Raw genomic sequence first — 17,626 nt, forward strand, 5'->3', positions numbered from 1 at the left:
GGTCTATTTAGCCTCCTTTGCCTGGATGTTTGCTTCCATAGCCTCTACAAGACCCTGTACTCGTGTCTCGTACTGAGCGGCATTGAAGTTACGCGGGTCAGCCTGGTCACCATCGAATCCTGCGCACGGAATACCAAGATCCTTTGTGAAGCGGCGCTGCATCTCTGCCATGTAACCGGACCACGGCTTACAGCTTCTGTTGTAGTGAACGAGAACGCCATCTACCTTGTTGTCACGGCAGATGCCTTCACGCCATGCAACACCCTGCTCGATACATACAGAGTTCGGTGCTTTGTAGTAAGCACGTGCCATCTCATCCAGACCATTATATACGAAACCGAATGCCGGTGCGTATACAACTGCTGTTACGTTGACGCCGTTAGCCTTTAACGGTTTGAACAGTGCCGGAAGCTTCGGCCAGCACGGAATACCCTCGAACATTACACGGTATTTCTCCGGGAACGGAGTTGTTGTCTCGCCCTTAGCGATCGTCTCGTCAAGGTCTTTTGCTAACTGCTCAAATGCCGCAGCAGCCTCAACTCTTGCACGTGCGGTTACAACGTCAGCCATATGGTTGAACAGGTCGAAACCACTGTACGGAGCCGGTTTGTACTGTAAGTAATCACAGACTTTTAACCATGCCTTTGCTGTACGGTTTGCGTTCTCACATGCATGCTCGAACTTCTTCTCGTCGAACTTCTTGCCTGTGAGTTCCTCTAACTGCTTGATTGCCTTATCAAACTGTCCACGAACATAGCGAACATTCTGATCAGCAACTTCTACAGTGTTGTTGTACGGGATATCGATCATGATAAGCGGAACATTGCACATACGGGCGATGTTCTCATACCACTTTGTCATACAGTTACAGATGTTGTTGCAGCAAAGAACGAAATCCGGCTGCGGGATCTGCATCTGACGGATCGGGGAGATCGCTGCAATACGGCGCTCTTTATCCGGTCCATCCGGAAGCTTTTCAAGCTCAAGAAGGTTTACAAGCTCAAGATACGGAGTCTGAGTCTTCGGATCTTTTTTCGGCTTGCCTGTTGCCTCATCGATCACTACGTTTCCGTCTGCGTCCTTTAACGGCTTACCTGTGCTCGGGTCGATGATGTACTCACCTGTCTCCGGGTCAAACTTACGCGCTACACGGACACCGGCTGCGTAAGCAAGGCTGATACGTGCGTATCCGCAGATATCGTTGTCGTAACCAAGATCCTCAGCTGCCTGACACATAAGCTCACCATAACGGTTTGCTGCGATACCAGCTGCCTGGTTCTCCGGGTACATAACGTTTAAATCAAATGCTGCTGCGAGCTCGCACGGGAATTTGGAAGAAGACCAACCAACTAACTCGCCTCTCTTTTTGGCTTCGCGCGCGTCTTTATGAACGTCATCTACGACTTTACGCAGCGCAAGAACACCAGGGCTAACCTGCTTTGCCATAATAAATATCCTCCATTTCTTATCAAACATGGCTGCTTATGTTATTTACAGCCAAAGATCTGCATAAACTAATAATGATTATGCGCGGCGGCTTGCTGCCTGATATGCATATAAAGCTGCACCAAGCGCACCGTTATACTGTGTCAGAGGAGATCTGTGGATCTCACAACCAAGCTCATTCTGAAGAGCCTTGACTACACCCTCGTTCTGAGCAACTCCGCCAGTCATAACGAGTGCCGGAACAACTCCGATCCTATGGGCGAGTCCAGTGACACGGTGAGCCACGGAGCGGTGGATACCCGCGATAATATCGCACTTATCGGTTCCCATCGACAGCTGGCTGATAACCTCACTCTCCGCAAACACGGTACATGTGGAGCTGATCTCCACTCTCTTCTTGGACAGGGAATCAAGATGTCCCAGATCCTGGACCTTAACCTCAAGAACGCCTGCCATAACATCCAGAAATCTTCCGGTTCCTGCAGCGCACTTATCGTTCATCTGGAAATTGGTCATTGCACCGTTATCAATATGAAGGACCTTAACGTCCTGGCCGCCGATATCAATGACGGTATGAACGTCAGGGAACAGGAAGTAAGCTCCCCTTGCGTGGCAGGATAACTCACTCATCTGTTTGTCTGCAAAATTCATTAAGGAATTACGGCCATAACCTGTTGCCAGGGTAAAAGCCATATCCTCTTTTTTCATGCCTGCGTTTTCCAGCACTGCGTCGATCGCACGCTGGGGGCCGCTGGTACCTGCACCTACATCGATCAGGGATTTCGCTACGATCTCCTGGCCATCCTTAAGCATAATGCATTTGGAAGCCGTGGATCCAACGTCAATTCCCAGGGTGTAAATTGCACTCATAATAACCTCCGGGTATACTGAAAATGTAAAATGAAACTGGCTTTGTTATACCAGTATATCCAGGCCAGAGAAAGACTCCCCCGGCCTGGATACATATCATTTTACTCTATCCTTCAGTCAAAATCAAGCCTTGTGAGCGTCATTCCACTCGCGAATTGCACGCGGTGTTACCATCTGGTGCATCGGGCAGATAGACTTCGGATTCTGGTAAGCAGCCTCTGTAAATGCCTGAATGTACGGACGGATATCTGTCATGTCAACGATCTCATCTACCATACCAACCTTAGCGCAGTATGCCGGACGGGACTTTTCATGATACAGCTGGATCATATCGTTCATCTTCTTGATGATCGGAGCAAGATCTTCTCCTGCCTTGCTTGCCTTAACAAGCTTTCTGGAGTACATAGCGTTTGCAGCGGTTTCACCCGGCATTACATAGTACTCACATGCAGCTGTACCAAGGGAGTATACGTTTGTATTGTTACCCTGCGGTCCACCAAGTACATAGTGAGCAGCAGCGCTTGCTTTACGAAGAGTAATTTCGAGAGACGGAAGCTTGGAGTTCTCGATGGAGTAGATCAGGGACTGACCTAAACCAAGTAATTCAGCCTTCTCTGCTTCGTCGCCTACATCGATACCTGTTGTATCCTGTAACCAGATCAGCGGAATACGGTCACGAGCACATAAGGTTACGAACTCGTTCATCTTGATGAGACCCTGACGGTACAGCTTTCCGCCGATACCAACGGAGTTCTGCTTGTACTCCGGATAGTTCATAAGAAGGCCCTGAGTATTCGCGATCACACCAACTAAAAGTCCGTTAACCTTTGCAAGACCTGTTACCATCTCCGGACCATAGCCCTTCTTGTACTCATATAACTGAGAACCATCGAAGAGACGGCCGATTACGTCGTAGATATCATACGGACGTTTTCCGTTCATCGGAATGATGCTGTAAAGATCTTCTGCCGGAAGACACGGTCTCTGCGGATCATCAACACGGAAGAACTCGAGGTTGTATGCCGGAAGGTAGCTGATGTACTTCTTGATGCCCTCGATTACGCCGTAGTCGTTCTCGTAAACCTCACGGAAGAATCCTGTCTCGTCATAGTGGATCGGAACGGAGCCCGGAGCCGGAACGTGCTTCTTGCTGTTCTCGATCTGGGCAGCAACGATCTGCTCAGCAGCCTCCTCGTCGATATATCCCTTCGGGTTCATACCGGAAAGAATACCAGCACCGCCGACTGCCATGTTAGCCTGGCTGTGTGCGATCAGGATTGTCGGGGAAATGCTGTGGTATCCGCCGCCGGCCGGGTTTGTACCGTAGATGCCTACGATTACCGGAATGCCTAACTGGTTTAACTCTGCGTTACGGAAGAACGGAGTACCGCCGCCGCGTCTGTTCGGGTAAACCTGATCCTGATACGGGAAGTCTACGCCTGCGCAGTTTAATAAGTAGATTAACGGAAGATTTAACATCTTAGCAGCATCGGAGCAGCGGATCAGGTTCTCTGCCTGTCCCGGTTCCCATGTACCAGCCATCTTCTTGTTATCGGAAGCGATGATGTAAACCCATTTGCCGTTTACACATCCGAGACCGTTGATGATGTTTGTGGAACCCATCTTATTGTCGTTCGGGTTGAAAAGGCTGTTTAACGGGCAGAATGTTCCCTCATCTACAAGAGCGTTGATACGCTGCATTGCGGATAACTGACCACGCTCATTTAACTTCTCTTCTGTTGTGATGCCAGCAGCAAGGATCTCAGTAACTTTGTCGTGGATCTGCTTCTCGATCTCTTTGATCTCTGTCTCGTTTTCCGCATTCGGATTAACTAATGCCTTACCAACGGTAGGCATGTTCTGGAAATATTTCGGCATGGAAAAGTAGCCCATGTTCTTCCTCCTTATATACGCGATCACTGCGGTCAGCGGATTTTGCCAGCCGCTGACCGCGGCATTTATGATTTCACTTTAAATCAGTTTCGATTACTTTGTTTCCTTCGGAACTTTGATGAATGCCTGACCTGGGTCGATCTCTTCACGAATTACGCGGATGATCTCCGGATCCGGACCTTCCATAAGCTGAGCTCTTGTGGTATCGATCTCGAAACCTGTGTTCTCCTGAACCATTTCCGGAGAGGAGAATGGATAGTAGTAAGCAAGGTACATTCTCTTGGTCTCTTCGTCGAACTTCATGATACCAAGATCTGTAACTACCATCTGCGGTCCACGGTTGCCCGGAAGACCTGCTCTCTCACGTCCGCCAGGGCCGTCCATCCAGCCACAGCTTGTGATGTAGTCAACATGCTCCATGAATCTTCTCTTCTGGTGCTGCATCATGATGATTGTGTTACAGAATGTAGCGATACCGTTAGCTCCGCCGGAACCTGTGAAACGTGTTGTCGGCTGAACATAGTCGCCTTTACCGAAGATACATGTAGAGTTTACGTTACCATACGGGTCGATCTGAGCGCCGCCGATGAAAGCGATCATACGGTCAACGTCATGAAGCCATTCATTCGCCTCGAAGCCTACGAAACGAATGTTCGGCCACTGTACTGCACAGTGAGCCATGAAACGGTTATCACCTACGGAACGCGGTACCTCTACCGGTGAGCAGTCCATAAGTCCGCTCTCTACGATCGGGTGGCAGCTCGGGCAAACCACACGCTTCGCAAGGGAAGCACCGATTAACGGAAGACCAGTACCAACGATAACGATCTGGTTCTCTTTAATATTTTTTGCGATGGCATAAGCCTGCATTTCCTGCTTTGTATACTTTGTATAATCAGCCATTTTTGAATTTCCCTCCCTCAATTAGTGTCTGGTAGAATAGCCAAGATGCGGCTCATTCTTAAGGTTCATGAGGCGAGCGCCGCCAAGGACATTAAGAAGATCATCCTGATCCTTGCAGCCGTATACGTATTTCTGGAGGTAATCCTTGAAGGTCTCCGGAATCTTTGTGCCGTTAGCAGCATCCTCTGCAGCCTGTTTTGCAACTTCTGCAGCCTTTGCAAGCTTCTCGTCTTCCGGTTTCGCAGCAGCAGCCTTCTCAGCCTTTGCAGCAGCCTTTGCGAGCTGTGCCTTTGCATCTTCAGCGTCAAGGTACTTGGAAGCCTTATCGTACTCCTTAAGTCCCTTATCATCATCATCATAGTAGCCATAGCACTGTGCCGGCCATGCACCGTACGGAGTACGAACGACAGCGTCTACGCACTCGCCGAAGATTCTTGTCTTTGTAGGATCACGGCGGATATATTCATCACTTACGATCTCCTCGCAGGTAACGATCGTACGCTTTGCAGCGATTGCGATATCAACATCGTGGAACTCATCACCCTCGATGATGCAGGTTCCATCCGGAGATGCCTGCTGTACATGGATGATCGCGCAGTCAAGCTTCGGAACCGGAACAGCAAGAAGCTTCTCGCCTGGCTCAAACGGGTTCTCGATATCTACGCACTTTAAGTTGTCAACGCCTTCCATTGTTTTTCTCTTCTCTTCGCTGATACCCCAGAATTTAACAAGACCGGAGCCCTGCATCATTCTTACCGGGAGGTACGGAAGACCAAGGGAAGCTGCGTGAAGCTGTAACATAAGAACGTCCTGGGAGTAGTCCTCATATGTAAGCTCACCTTTCTCGATTGCAGCACGGAAACGACGTGCAACGTTTGTATAACCAGAGTTTGCTGTGTAGCAGTTGATGTAAGCTCTTACACGACCCTCACCGATTAAGGAGTCCCAGTCTCCGCCTGCCGGACCGGACCAGCCTACAAAACCAGTTTTACCCTGACGAAGGATCTCGTAAACAGCAGCGTACGGTTTACGGTTTGTTGTAAATCCGCCGAGGCAGAGTACATCGTTATCATGTACATACTTCTCTACGGCATCGTGTAATGACATAACTTTATTAGCCACAATAAAGCCTCCTTTATTTATATTTGCAGTTAAAAGGCCTGCCTGTTCTCCTCAGACAGGCCTGAACTGCTTTTAATTCCTGTAAAAATATACCACGTTACGGAATGAATTTCAACTTCTGGTTCCGTTTCGAAGGGGTTCGATCAGGCCTTGAACATCAGCATGAAGTAACCGGCTGCTACTGCAGAACCGATAACACCTGCCACGTTCGGACCCATAGCGTGCATCAGAAGGAAGTTGGTCGGATTTTCCTTAGCACCAACAGTCTGGGATACACGAGCTGCCATCGGAACGGCAGATACACCTGCAGAACCGATCAGTGGGTTGATCTTGCCGCCTGTGATCGCACACAGGACTTTACCAAGCAGGATACCTCCGACTGTCGCAAACGCGAAAGCAAGAAGACCCATTGCAATGATAGCCAGTGTCTGGACACGGAGGAAGATCTCTCCGTTTGCTGTAGCGCCTACGGTTGTGCCGAGCATGATCGTAACGATGTTGCAGAGTGCGTTCTGTGCGGTATCGGAAAGTCTTCCGGTAACACCGGACTCACGGAACAGGTTACCGAGCATCAGCATACCAAGAAGCGGTGCTACGGACGGAAGAAGCAGGGAGCAGAACAGAACAACGAATACCGGGAATACAACCTTCTCGACTTTGCTGACTTTTCTTAACTGCTTCATAACGATCTGACGCTCTTTCTTTGTTGTAAGAAGCTTCATGATCGGCGGCTGGATCAGCGGGATCAGAGCCATGTAGGAATACGCGGCTACGGCGATCGGAGCTACAAGATCCGGAGCCAGGTTATTTGCGATATAGATCGCGGTCGGGCCATCAGCACCGCCGATGATACCGATCGCTGCACACTCACCCGGTGTGAAAAGTCCGGTTGCATTTGCGAGTGTAAATGCAACATAGATACCGAACTGAGCGGCTGCACCGAGAAGAAGGCTGACCGGGTTCGCGATCAACGGACCGAAGTCTGTCATCGCGCCGACTGCCATGAAGATCAGGCACGGGAATAAGCTGGACTTAACGCCCATGTACATAATTCTTAACACACCGGACTGATACCAGTGATCTGCCTCATTCATAAGACCTGCAAGCGGAAGGTTCGCAAGGAACATACCGAATGCGATCGGGAGCAGAAGGAGCGGCTCAAACTGCTTCTTGATTGCAAGATATAATAAAACGAAGGATACAAGGAGCATTACGCACTGCTGCCAGGTGATTGCGGCGAAACCTGACTGGGCGAGCAGCTCCGCGAAAACTGAAAGTATATTCACGTGTGGCACCTCCTGCTTAGTTTAAGGTAACCAGAACTGCACCTGTCTCAACGGAATCGCCTGTGCTTACGTTGATGGATGCAACAGTTCCTGCTGCCGGAGCTACGATCTCTGTCTCCATCTTCATTGCTTCCATAACGATTACACACTGACCATAACCAACTGCGTCACCAACTTTAACTTTGATGTCAAGGATCTTACCTGGCATCGGAGCCTCTACTGTCTGTCCGCCTGCTGCTGCCGGAGCTGCTGCCGGTGCTGGAGCCGGTGCCGGTGCTGGAGCTGGTGCCGGTGCTGCTGCCGGTGCCGGAGCTGCCTTCGGTGCCGGTGCTGCTGCGAGGATCGGAGCCGGTGCGCTAGCCTGTGCACCTCTGTCAAGCGGTCTGTACTCGTCTACTCTCTCGATCTCAACTTCATACTTTTTTCCGTTTAATGTTGCAACGTATTTCATGTTATTTACTACATCCTTTCCTTTTTCTGCGTTTTAGGTTTTTTGTTTTTTACAGTTCTTTGATACTTGTTACACGGAACTGCTCTCCAGACAATCTTGCTTCCTCACTGACTGCCGCGAGAAGCACTGCATAGGATTCCTCATCGATAGCCGGAGCCGGTGCTGCAACTGCCGCAGCTGCCTTTGGCGCACTCTCCTTAAATAATGTACCGATGACCTTAGAGATAATGATAACCGCGATTGCGAGCACTGCAAGTGCCGAGAATACGACTAACAGTCCAACAAGTGAAATGATGATCGAATCCGCAAAGGTCATACCGCCTGTCCACATATACTTACCGCACCTCCTTCGTTTCGTTTCACTTAAGAAACTTTTGTTGGTTAGTTATTTCGTATTGTGGAATGCATTCCACATTTTCCTCAGCGCATACGGGCACATCTCAAAAATGTACCCGTCTTGCGCCTGTTTCTATGCATTTTTCACAATATCGTAATTTGAGTATATCAGCTTTCTGCAAAAATGTCAACAAAGCCGCCCGAAAAAATTTATCAAATATACTAATTTCAGGTCACATAAAGACAAGCAGTACTTATGTCTTTATATGACGAAATGTTACAGTTCAGCCATTACATCTTCTTGTTTTCATATTCATGAAAACAAGAAGCTTGGTGGTTCCACCATATGCTGATTTGGATGAAAAAGTGCTTATGCAAGCAAGCTTGCAACACACTTCCTCATTCAAACCAGCGCATGGCTGAACTGTAACGACAAAATCTTTTTCTGCCTTTACGGCTGTTTTCCGATATAAGCGAGGATACCTCCGTCCACATAGAGGATGTGTCCATTTACAAAGTCAGAAGCCTCGGACGCGAGGAACACCGCCGGTCCCTTGAGGTCTTCCACGGTGCCCCATCTTGCTGCCGGTGTCTTCGCGATGATAAACTGATCGAACGGATGGCGGGAACCGTCAGCCTGACGCTCTCTTAACGGAGCTGTCTGGGATGTGGCGATGTAGCCCGGTCCGATGCCGTTGCACTGGATGTTGTACTCGCCGTACTCGGAGGCGATGTTCTTTGTGAGCATCTTCAAACCGCCCTTTGCCGCTGCGTATGCGGATACGGTCTCTCTTCCGAGTTCAGACATCATGGAGCAGATGTTGATGATCTTTCCGGCTTTCTTTTTCATCATGCCCGGAAGGACAGCTTTTGCCATGATGAACGGAGCATTCAGGTCAACATCGACAACCTTGCGGAACTCATCCGCGCTCATCTCATGCATCGGAATTCTTTTGATCATTCCCGCATTGTTTACAAGAATATCGACCGTTCCGATCTTCTCCTCGATATCCGCGATCATTTTCTTTACCGCTTCCTCGTCCGTAACATCGCAGACATAACCGTGAGCATCGATCCCTTTCTCTTTGTATGCGGCAAGTCCGCGCTCTAAGGACGCCTCGCTGCTGCAGTTAAATACAACCGTTGCTCCTGCTTCTGCATAGCTCTCCGCGATGGCAAAGCCGATTCCGTGGGCACCTCCTGTTACGAGAGCAATCTTTCCTTCCAGAGAAAACATGTTCTTCTTATCCATTTTGATCCTTACCTTTCCTATTTTATATCAGTTTTTTATCGGCCTCTGCGATATCTTACTTTAAATCCATCGGAGCGATGTTGTCCATATCGTCGAACTCCTGATTCTCTCCGCCCATAGCCCAGATAAAGGTGTAGTTGGAGGTTCCTGCTCCGCAGTGGATGCTCCAGGACGGGCTGATCACAGCTTCTTCATTTTTCATGACGATGTGTCTCGTCTCAGTCGGTTCACCCATAAAGTGCATGACCACCTGATTCTCCGGGACTTCAAAGTACATGTAGATCTCCATGCGGCGCTCATGGGTGTGGCACGGCATGCTGTTCCAGACACTGCCCGGCTCCAGTGCTGTCATTCCCATGGAAAGCTGGCATGTTTTCAGCACATCCGGATGAATGAACTGGTTGATGACTCTCTTATTGGAAGTATTGGCATCACCCAGCGGGCGCTTTGCGGCATCCTTCAAGGTGATCAGCTTTGTCTCGTAGGACGTGTGGGCCGGCGCACTCACCATGTAAAATTTTGCCGGAGTCTCCTCACTGTCACTGGAAAAGATCACTTCCTTTGTGCCTTTTGTGATGTACAGGCAGTCTTTATAGCCAAGGCGGTACTCCATTCCGTCCGCTGTGATGGATCCGGCACCTCCGATATTGAAGATTCCGATCTCGCGGCGCTCAAGGAAATAGTGGGTACCGAAATTTTTCCAGCAGTCGATCCCCTTTTCAATGGAGACATGTTCTTTCACCGGCATACATCCCAATGTCACCATGCGGTCCACGTGGGAGTATACGGATACCACCTCATCCGGATGGTAGAGATCCTGAATCAGGAACTCATCCCGAAGTTCTTCGGTTGTGTAGCGTTTTACGTCTCTTTGATTTGCGGAATAACGAATATCCATATGTTTTTACCCCTTATTTATATTCAGGACGGTTTTTATGCCATCCCGGTTGACTTTTTTATCTCAGTCGAGAAGACTCCCACCTCTTTTAGGTGGTGAGTAATAGTAAATTTGTCTCAGCGGGAGTCAGGTCTCTGACTGAGATAAATGCTCCGCGAGGATGCACAGTGATATGTCAGCTTTACTGACCAGAATCAAGCGCCAGGTCTCACGGACGTTCGACTTGAATTTTCTGATTAGTGGCATATCTCAGAGCCCCGGCTCCAAAAAGTGCCAGCAGGAATGCGTCCAGCACTAAAAACAGGATCGCCGCCTGGAATCCAAGCTTATCCGCAAGGACTCCAATGACCTGCGGGGTAAGGATCCCGCCGAGGGAACCGATCCCTGTAAACACTGACATTCCAAGTGGGGAATTTCCCATGAGATCGCCGGTAAAGGCCGTAGTTGTCGGAAACGCCCCCGCCATTCCAAGTCCTAAAAGGATCAGGGCCGCCACTGCCATTGTGGTATGATCCGCGAAGACAAGGATCAATACCGAGACAAACTGGAGTGCGGAGATCACTGCCAGAATCTTTGCCGGCGGCACGCTCTTTGAGATGGACGCAATGACGATCCTTCCGATCATGATCATGATCCAGGTCACGGATACCATCACAGTCGCAAGACTTGTGGACATAAAGCCGGTACTTTTTAAATAAGTAACAAACCATCCGTTTACGGAGTTTTCAAGGCCCATATAGAAGAACAATGCCCCAACCGCCAGAAGGAATCCCGTGTTCTTTAAAAACCAGAATTTTTCTTTTGTCATCGACGATCCGCCGTTCTCCTCTCCCGCCTTCTTCTCCACCTCTTTTTCGATCTTTCTGTAATCCATTGTGGCGTAGGAAAGAACGATGAGAACCGTGAGGACTGCAAGGAGGCGAAGGATCGTCTTCCAGTTCATACCCGCTCCCATGAGGAGCATCGTAACGAATGGGGACAGGAAAGCCCCCACCGCATACCACATATGAAGCAGATTCAGATATTGATTGGAACTTCCCGTCACCTGACGGATCGCATGATTGTTGATGATCGTGATCATGCCCTTCGTGATTCCGATCAGGAAGATCATCACATAAAGCACCGGGACCGGAAGTCCCATTGTAAACAGGAAGAGGCACACCGGATAGGGGACCGCCAGTACGACTACCGCCGTCTTCTGGGACATCATCCCACAGAATACCGGATATACCAGGCTTGAACATAAATTTCCGATCGCCAGAAAGGAAAGCAGTCCGCCGGCCGCGGTAAAGCTTAAATTTCTCTCCTCGATCAGGTTTGGCAGAATGACACCGAAGATCAGGATGACCATTCCGCTGATAAAATAGGTCAGATAACAGTGGTCGATCACCGACCGTTTATCTTCTTTTGTGATTTCCATCCAGTATTCTCTCCCCCACACATATTTGTTAATTTTTCTCCATACTTTTCCATCATATCATCTTTTATCCCTAAAGACAAGGTTGTTTTCGTTGACACCCCAACGGTCTTACTATACAATAGAAGGAACGCAGCTTGTTTTACTTTTAAGGAGGAAAAGGGAGTTATGAAGGACATAAAGAAGGTGACGTTGATCGGTCTCGGTGCGATGGGGGTATTTTTCGCACCGCGTATCTCAGAAAAGCTGGGGGCTGATTTCCGGATCCTTGCAGACGGCGCAAGAAAAGAGCGTCTGGAGCGAAAAGGGGTAACAGTCAATACGATCAATTACCGTTTTCCGATCATCACACCTGATGTCGAGGGGGATCCGGCAGATCTCGTTATCATTGCGGTAAAGGGATATGACCTGGAGCAGGCGATCAGGGATATTAAAAATCAGGTTGGCAAAGATACGATCATCCTCTCCGTATTAAATGGTGTGGAGAGCGAAAAACAGATCGCCGCCGTCTACGGCAGCGAACATCTGCTGTACTCCTATATGCGGATCAGCATTGTCATGAAGGACGGAAAGACGGAGTTCGATCCGCATAAGGGTCTGATCCACTTCGGCGATCTTAAGAATGATCCGGAACACTATTCCGGGAATGTTCTCGCTGTGAAGAGTCTTTTTGATCTCTGTGGGATCGACTACAAGATCGATGCAGATATGTTAAAAGGAATCTGGTTCAAGTTCATGTGCAACGTTGCCGAGAATATGACATGCGCCATGTTCGGCGTTCCCTTCGGAGCATTCCAGAAGAACGATGACGCCAATTTCTTCCGCCACAAGGCCATGTGGGAAGTGATCCGCATTGCAAATAAGTTGGGCATTGATATCGGTCAGAATGAGATCGACCGTCAGGAGCACACGCTCGGACGTCTTCCTTATGAAAATAAGCCGTCAACGCTTCAGGATCTTGAGGTCGGAAAACGCACGGAAGTCGATATGTTCGCCGGAACGGTTGTCCGCCTCGGAAAAGAGCTTGGCGTTGAGACTCCGGTCTGCGAGTGTTTCCTTCACGGAATCCATCTGATCGAGGCGCGGATGTTTAAGGAAATCTAATATTTATACGTACATAGCCAAAGCTGCCTGCGGAATATCGCCAGGCAGCTTTTTCTGCTCTCCCACCTTATTTTCTTAATTCTTTTCCTAATATCAAAAAACAGTCTTGCATTTCCCATAGAGCTGTACTATATTTAACATATGAACGATGGTTCATATGTTAATATGATAATTAAAAATTATAATTCTGAGGAGGTCTACTCTATGGAGGAATTAGAAAAATCCAAGCAGAAGTCAGCAGACCACGAGGACGAAGAGGTTTGCTGCTGCGGACACCATCATCACGATGAGCATGATGATGACGAGCACGAAGAGCATTGCGGCTGTGGACACCATCACCATCACGATGAGCATGATGACGAGCATGAAGAGCACTGCGGCTGTGGGCACCATCACCATCACGAGGAACATGGTGACGAGCATGAAGAGCACTGCGACTGCGGACACCATCATCACGAAGGTCATGATGATGACGAACATGAAGAGCACTGCGGCTGTGAACATCACCATCATCACGACGATGACGATGGCTGCTGCTCCGAACACGATCATCATCACGAGCACGCCGAACACCACCACGGTCCGGCACCGAAATCCACCTGTGTGGTCTACGTGATGAAAAACATCGACTGCGCGAACTGCTCCGCAAAGATCGAGAAAAAGATCCAGGAGCTCCCGGAAGTCGATGACTGTATTTTGACTTTCGCGACGAGACAGCTCCGGGTCTACTCTTCCGTGGGAACAAAGCTGCTCCCGAAGATGCAGGAGATTGCTGATCAGATCGAGCCCGGCACCGTCATTGAGGTCCGCCCAAAGAATCCGAAAGCGATCTGCACCGTCTATGTAATGAAAAACATCGACTGCGCAAACTGCTCCGCAAAGATCGAGAAAAAAATCCAGGAGCTCCCGGAAGTCGATGACTGTATTTTGACTTTCGCGACGAGACAGCTCCGGGTCTACTCTTCTGAAGGAACAAAGCTGCTCCCGAAGATGCAGGAGATTGCAGACAAGATCGAACCAGGCACCATCATCGAGGTCCGCGAGGAAGGAAAACCGGCAGATGCAAACAGTAACGACAAGCATGCCCATGATCTTCCGGAGCTGATCGCCGGAGGCTTGCTCTTCATCGTCGGAGAGCTTCTCTCCCACTCCATGCCGCAGATCTCCGCCATATGCTTTGTGATCGCCTACCTGATCCTTGGACGGGAAGTTCTCTTAACAGCCCTGAAAAACATGAAGACCGGCCACGTGATGGACGAAAACTTTTTGATGAGCCTCGCGACCATCGGTGCTTTCTGTGTCGGCCAGTTTGGGGAGGCGGTCGGAGTTATGCTTTTCTACCGGGTCGGTGAAGCATTCGAACACCGCGCGGTTGAAAAGAGCCGCAGCCAGATCATGGAAGCCGTTGATCTCCGGCCGGAGACCGTTCTTCTTGACGAAAATGGTACTGTCCGCGAGGTTCCGGCCGGTTCCGCCGTTGTCGGCAATATCGTAGAGATCCGTCCCGGCGACCGCATTCCGCTTGACGGCGTTGTCGTAGAGGGCGAGAGCCGGATCGATACGTCACCGATCACAGGTGAACCTGTCCCGGTATCGGTAAAGGTCGGAAGCCAGCTGACATCCGGCTGCGTCAATACTTCCGGTCTCTTAAAGATGAGAGTCGAGAAGGAACTTTCCGAGTCCATGGTCACAAGAATCCTCGATTCCGTGGAGAACGCCGCAGCCAGCAAGCCGCAGGCCGAGCGCTTCATCACGAAATTTGCACGAGTTTACACCCCGTTCGTCGTTGCCCTGGCGGCTGCGACAGCGATCATTCCGTCCTTAATTACAGGAAACTGGTCCCACTGGATCTACACAGCTCTTACCTTCCTCGTAATCAGCTGCCCGTGTGCCCTTGTTTTAAGCGTTCCGCTGGCATTCTTCTCCGGGATCGGCGCAGGTTCCAAGAAAGGAATCCTCTTTAAAGGTGGAATCGCACTTGAAAACCTGAAAGCTGTAAAAACGGTTGTCATGGATAAGACAGGAACCATCACAAAAGGAAACTTCGTGGTTCAGACGATCCTTCCGGCAGGCACAGCTTCCGAGCAGGAAATCCTTCAGATCGCGGCAGCATGCGAGACCGCATCTACTCATCCGATCGGAATCAGCATCGTCTCTGCTGCAAAGGATCAGAAACTTGTGATCGAAAAGCCCGCCGAGATCGAGGAGATCTCCGGCAAAGGCATCCATGCAAGGCTCTCCCAGGGCGAAGTGCTCTGCGGAAACAGAAAGCTTCTCACCGAGTTTAACGTGGACTGCGGTGCTTACGATGAGAACGGTGCTGTCACCACCGTCTATATATCGGTAAACGGAAAGCTTGCAGGAACGATCCAGATCGCCGATACGATCAAGCCGGAGGCAAAGGATGCCATCAGGTCCTTAAAATCCATGGGGATCCGCTCCGCTATGCTCACCGGCGACGGCGAGGCAGCCGCTGAGGCGGTAGCCGCCGAGGTCGGAATCGACAATGTATACGCAAAGCTTCTCCCGGCTGATAAGCTCGAGATCTTGCAGAAGCTCCGCGCGGAGAACGGAAGCGCAATGTTCGTCGGTGACGGAATCAACGACGCACCGGTACTTGCAGGCGCTGATGTAGGCGCAGCTATGGGAAGCGGCGCTGACGCAGCCATCGAGGCCGCCGATGTCGTCTTCATGACATCAAGCATGGATGCCATTTCGGAAGCCATCAAGATCGCGAGAAGCACAGGCGCGATCTCCAACCAGAATGTGGTATTCGCCCTTGCGGTAAAAGCTCTTGTCATGATCTTAGGTCTCATGGGAATCGCCTCCATGTGGCTCGCGGTATTCGCCGACACCGGTGTCGCGATCCTCTGCGTGCTGAATTCCATCAGAATTCTTTATAAGAAATAAGACTCCTGCTGTAATTTTCCTCTTTAGGGAATCAGCAGACAAGACAAAGAAAAGCCCTGGAGAACCTTTCTCATATCGTTCTCCAGAGCTTTTTTGTTATCCACTTCGATAGTTTCAGTTTCTGGCATCAGGATCTTTTCCTGTCGTTGAATGTTTAGGCTGCGGCGGGCATGATCTCTGTCAGCGCTTCACTCTCTTACTTCAGCATCCCCATCACCACAACAGCCACAAACAATACGCACATGCACCCGATAAAGATATCAATGGTCCGCACCGACACATTGATCTTATCGTACATCCGTTCTTTTATGGATCTGTTCTTCAGGCGCTCATTTTCCTCCTGCAGCCGTTTATTCTCTTCAGTGAGTTCTTCTAAAGTCTTCTCACCAAAGGCCTCCACAGCCTTTTCTGCGGCTTCGGTCACTGTTCCGATTCCGCTGACCTTCTCAATCTCTTCTTCCATTCCTTCACCTCCACTCTCCCGGTGCAGGTTTTATCAAACCGCTCCGGCTTTCTTTCCATGAGGCAGGCTGCTAAAACCAGCCATCGGTATTTTCTTTCTGATACATGATGTACGCAAAAATGTGCCGCGGTACACCCGAGCGTCTCGCACGGCCGTTTCCAACAATCTGCATCTTCGCGCGAGTGTGCAAAAACGGGCGTTGGAACTCGTCCTCCGCCCGTTTTTTAACTGTACCGAAACAGTCAGTCTATTACTTCTTTGCAATGTACTTTCTGATATCAAGCGCAATCGCAACTACGATAACGATACCCTGTGCGATGTACTGGTAGTTTGTATCAACACCAAGGTACTGTAAGCAGGTCTTTAAGATCTCGAATACAAGAACACCGATAAGAACACCGGAGATACGTCCGATACCACCGTTTACGGATACACCGCCGATGGTGCAGGCTGCGATGGCCTCAAGCTCCCAGCCCTGGCCCATGTTAACGGAGGAACCACCGGATTTTGCTCCTACAAGGAAGCCGCCCAGTGCGTAAAGAGCTGCCGCTGTCATGTAGATGATGATCTTTGTCTTCTTAGTGTTTACACCGGAAACCTCTGCGGACTGCTCGTTGCCGCCGATCGCATACATATATTTTCCATGAGGAGTCATGTTATAGATGAACCACATAACAAGACCAACCGCAAGGGCGATCAGGAACAGGAACGGGATCGCGCCAAAGAGTTTTCCTTTTGCTACTGCTGTGTATGCGTTATGATAACCACCGATCGGAGTCGCGTTTGTGTAAACAAGGCAGACACCGTAAACGATCAGCTGCATACCAAGTGTTCCGATGAAGGCCGGAACCTGTAAGTAAGAAATTACGATGCCATTGATGAAACCAAAGATACAGCAAATTGCCACACAGATCAGAAGAACCGCGAGAACCCATAAGCCCCAGGCATTTCCGAAATCCGGAAGGTTCTGGAAGAACTTGCCGCTGTAATCCGGCTTCTGAAGTAAGGTACCTGCTAAGCAGGCAGAAAGACCAACCATACGTCCTGCGGAAAGGTCTGTACCTTTTGTAATTAAGCATCCGGATACACCGCAGGCGATGATGAATCGCGGAGCTACGTTTAATGCGATGTTGATTAAGTTGCCGCGTGAAAAGAATGTAGGCTGCTTGATCGCAGTAAATACTGCAAGTAATAAAAGAACGACGATGATTCCATTATTGATAAGGAAATCTTTTGCACTTACTTTTTTCGCTGTCATGACTGAACCTCCCTGTA

At 49.7% G+C, this 17,626-nt stretch carries 15 protein-coding genes; 2 read left to right on the forward strand and 13 right to left on the reverse strand.

What is annotated here, in order from left to right; all coding sequences use genetic code 11:
• Positions 1–3 precede the first annotated feature (3 nt).
• From hgdA to DW826_RS05400, 11 genes are all read right to left on the reverse strand, one after another.
• Complete coding sequence (gene hgdA, locus DW826_RS05350; protein WP_015554211.1) at positions 4–1,446, reverse strand: (R)-2-hydroxyglutaryl-CoA dehydratase subunit alpha; 1,443 nt, start codon at positions 1,444–1,446, stop codon at positions 4–6.
• A gap of 78 nt (positions 1,447–1,524) precedes the next feature.
• The gene (hgdC, locus tag DW826_RS05355) at positions 1,525–2,316 is read right to left on the reverse strand and encodes a (R)-2-hydroxyglutaryl-CoA dehydratase activase HgdC (protein ID WP_015554210.1); all 792 of its coding nucleotides are present in this window, start codon (positions 2,314–2,316) and stop codon (positions 1,525–1,527) included.
• Between the two features lie 123 nt (positions 2,317–2,439).
• Positions 2,440–4,209, reverse strand: a complete 1,770-nt coding sequence (locus DW826_RS05360; RefSeq protein ID WP_015554209.1) for a carboxyl transferase domain-containing protein — start codon at positions 4,207–4,209, stop codon at positions 2,440–2,442.
• A 93-nt stretch (positions 4,210–4,302) separates the two neighbouring features.
• Positions 4,303–5,112, reverse strand: a complete 810-nt coding sequence (gctB, locus tag DW826_RS05365) for a glutaconate CoA-transferase subunit B (protein ID WP_015554207.1) — start codon at positions 5,110–5,112, stop codon at positions 4,303–4,305.
• A gap of 21 nt (positions 5,113–5,133) precedes the next feature.
• The gene (locus tag DW826_RS05370) at positions 5,134–6,234 is read right to left on the reverse strand and encodes a CoA-transferase (RefSeq protein ID WP_345941818.1); all 1,101 of its coding nucleotides are present in this window, start codon (positions 6,232–6,234) and stop codon (positions 5,134–5,136) included.
• Positions 6,235–6,377: 143 nt separating this feature from the next.
• Complete coding sequence (locus tag DW826_RS05375) at positions 6,378–7,520, reverse strand: sodium ion-translocating decarboxylase subunit beta (RefSeq protein ID WP_117469414.1); 1,143 nt, start codon at positions 7,518–7,520, stop codon at positions 6,378–6,380.
• A 16-nt stretch (positions 7,521–7,536) separates the two neighbouring features.
• Positions 7,537–7,971: an acetyl-CoA carboxylase biotin carboxyl carrier protein subunit gene (locus DW826_RS05380; RefSeq protein ID WP_117469413.1), complete on the reverse strand. Its 435-nt coding sequence runs from the start codon at positions 7,969–7,971 to the stop codon at positions 7,537–7,539.
• 49 nt (positions 7,972–8,020) lie between these two features.
• Positions 8,021–8,302 (reverse strand): OadG family protein, encoded by a 282-nt coding sequence (locus DW826_RS05385; RefSeq protein WP_015554205.1) that lies wholly within the window; start codon positions 8,300–8,302, stop codon positions 8,021–8,023.
• Between the two features lie 456 nt (positions 8,303–8,758).
• Complete coding sequence (locus DW826_RS05390; RefSeq protein ID WP_015554204.1) at positions 8,759–9,559, reverse strand: gluconate 5-dehydrogenase; 801 nt, start codon at positions 9,557–9,559, stop codon at positions 8,759–8,761.
• Between the two features lie 55 nt (positions 9,560–9,614).
• Positions 9,615–10,457, reverse strand: coding sequence for a 5-dehydro-4-deoxy-D-glucuronate isomerase (gene kduI, locus DW826_RS05395; RefSeq protein WP_117483243.1), 843 nt, complete (start codon positions 10,455–10,457; stop codon positions 9,615–9,617).
• A gap of 208 nt (positions 10,458–10,665) precedes the next feature.
• On the reverse strand, positions 10,666–11,877 hold the full coding sequence (locus DW826_RS05400; protein ID WP_117483244.1) for an MFS transporter: 1,212 nt from the start codon (positions 11,875–11,877) through the stop codon (positions 10,666–10,668).
• 165 nt (positions 11,878–12,042) lie between these two features.
• On the opposite strand from DW826_RS05400, the gene DW826_RS05405 reads away from it, so the two are divergent.
• On the forward strand, positions 12,043–12,978 hold the full coding sequence (locus DW826_RS05405) for a ketopantoate reductase family protein (RefSeq protein WP_015554201.1): 936 nt from the start codon (positions 12,043–12,045) through the stop codon (positions 12,976–12,978).
• Between the two features lie 204 nt (positions 12,979–13,182).
• Positions 13,183–15,888 carry a heavy metal translocating P-type ATPase gene (locus DW826_RS05410; RefSeq protein ID WP_117552243.1) on the forward strand — a complete coding sequence of 902 codons (2,706 nt, stop codon included), beginning with the start codon at positions 13,183–13,185 and terminating at the stop codon, positions 15,886–15,888.
• Positions 15,889–16,084: 196 nt separating this feature from the next.
• Here the strand turns inward: DW826_RS05410 and DW826_RS05415 are convergent, their stop codons facing one another.
• Both DW826_RS05415 and DW826_RS05420 read right to left on the reverse strand, forming a co-directional pair.
• Entirely contained in the window at positions 16,085–16,351 is a 267-nt protein-coding gene (locus tag DW826_RS05415) for a hypothetical protein (RefSeq protein WP_242992091.1), read from the reverse strand.
• 250 nt (positions 16,352–16,601) lie between these two features.
• Positions 16,602–17,609 (reverse strand): beta-methylgalactoside transporter, encoded by a 1,008-nt coding sequence (locus tag DW826_RS05420; RefSeq protein WP_117469409.1) that lies wholly within the window; start codon positions 17,607–17,609, stop codon positions 16,602–16,604.
• Positions 17,610–17,626: the final 17 nt, after the last annotated feature.

This window comes from Clostridium sp. AM34-11AC, from assembly GCF_003435375.1.
GTDB lineage: Bacteria > Bacillota > Clostridia > Lachnospirales > Lachnospiraceae > Pilosibacter > Pilosibacter fragilis.

Coding starts and splice junctions, on each gene's coding strand:
- hgdA (WP_015554211.1), bottom strand. CDS start 1,446: ATGGCAAAGCAGGTTAGCCCTGGTGTTCTTGCGCTGCGTAAAGTCGTA.
- DW826_RS05415 (WP_242992091.1), bottom strand. CDS start 16,351: ATGGAAGAAGAGATTGAGAAGGTCAGCGGAATCGGAACAGTGACCGAA.
- DW826_RS05360 (WP_015554209.1), bottom strand. CDS start 4,209: ATGGGCTACTTTTCCATGCCGAAATATTTCCAGAACATGCCTACCGTT.
- DW826_RS05420 (WP_117469409.1), bottom strand. CDS start 17,609: ATGACAGCGAAAAAAGTAAGTGCAAAAGATTTCCTTATCAATAATGGA.
- DW826_RS05410 (WP_117552243.1), top strand. CDS start 13,183: ATGGAGGAATTAGAAAAATCCAAGCAGAAGTCAGCAGACCACGAGGAC.
- hgdC (WP_015554210.1), bottom strand. CDS start 2,316: ATGAGTGCAATTTACACCCTGGGAATTGACGTTGGATCCACGGCTTCC.
- DW826_RS05380 (WP_117469413.1), bottom strand. CDS start 7,971: ATGAAATACGTTGCAACATTAAACGGAAAAAAGTATGAAGTTGAGATC.
- DW826_RS05390 (WP_015554204.1), bottom strand. CDS start 9,559: ATGGATAAGAAGAACATGTTTTCTCTGGAAGGAAAGATTGCTCTCGTA.
- DW826_RS05400 (WP_117483244.1), bottom strand. CDS start 11,877: ATGGAAATCACAAAAGAAGATAAACGGTCGGTGATCGACCACTGTTAT.
- kduI (WP_117483243.1), bottom strand. CDS start 10,457: ATGGATATTCGTTATTCCGCAAATCAAAGAGACGTAAAACGCTACACA.
- DW826_RS05385 (WP_015554205.1), bottom strand. CDS start 8,302: ATGTGGACAGGCGGTATGACCTTTGCGGATTCGATCATCATTTCACTT.
- DW826_RS05405 (WP_015554201.1), top strand. CDS start 12,043: ATGAAGGACATAAAGAAGGTGACGTTGATCGGTCTCGGTGCGATGGGG.
- gctB (WP_015554207.1), bottom strand. CDS start 5,112: ATGGCTGATTATACAAAGTATACAAAGCAGGAAATGCAGGCTTATGCC.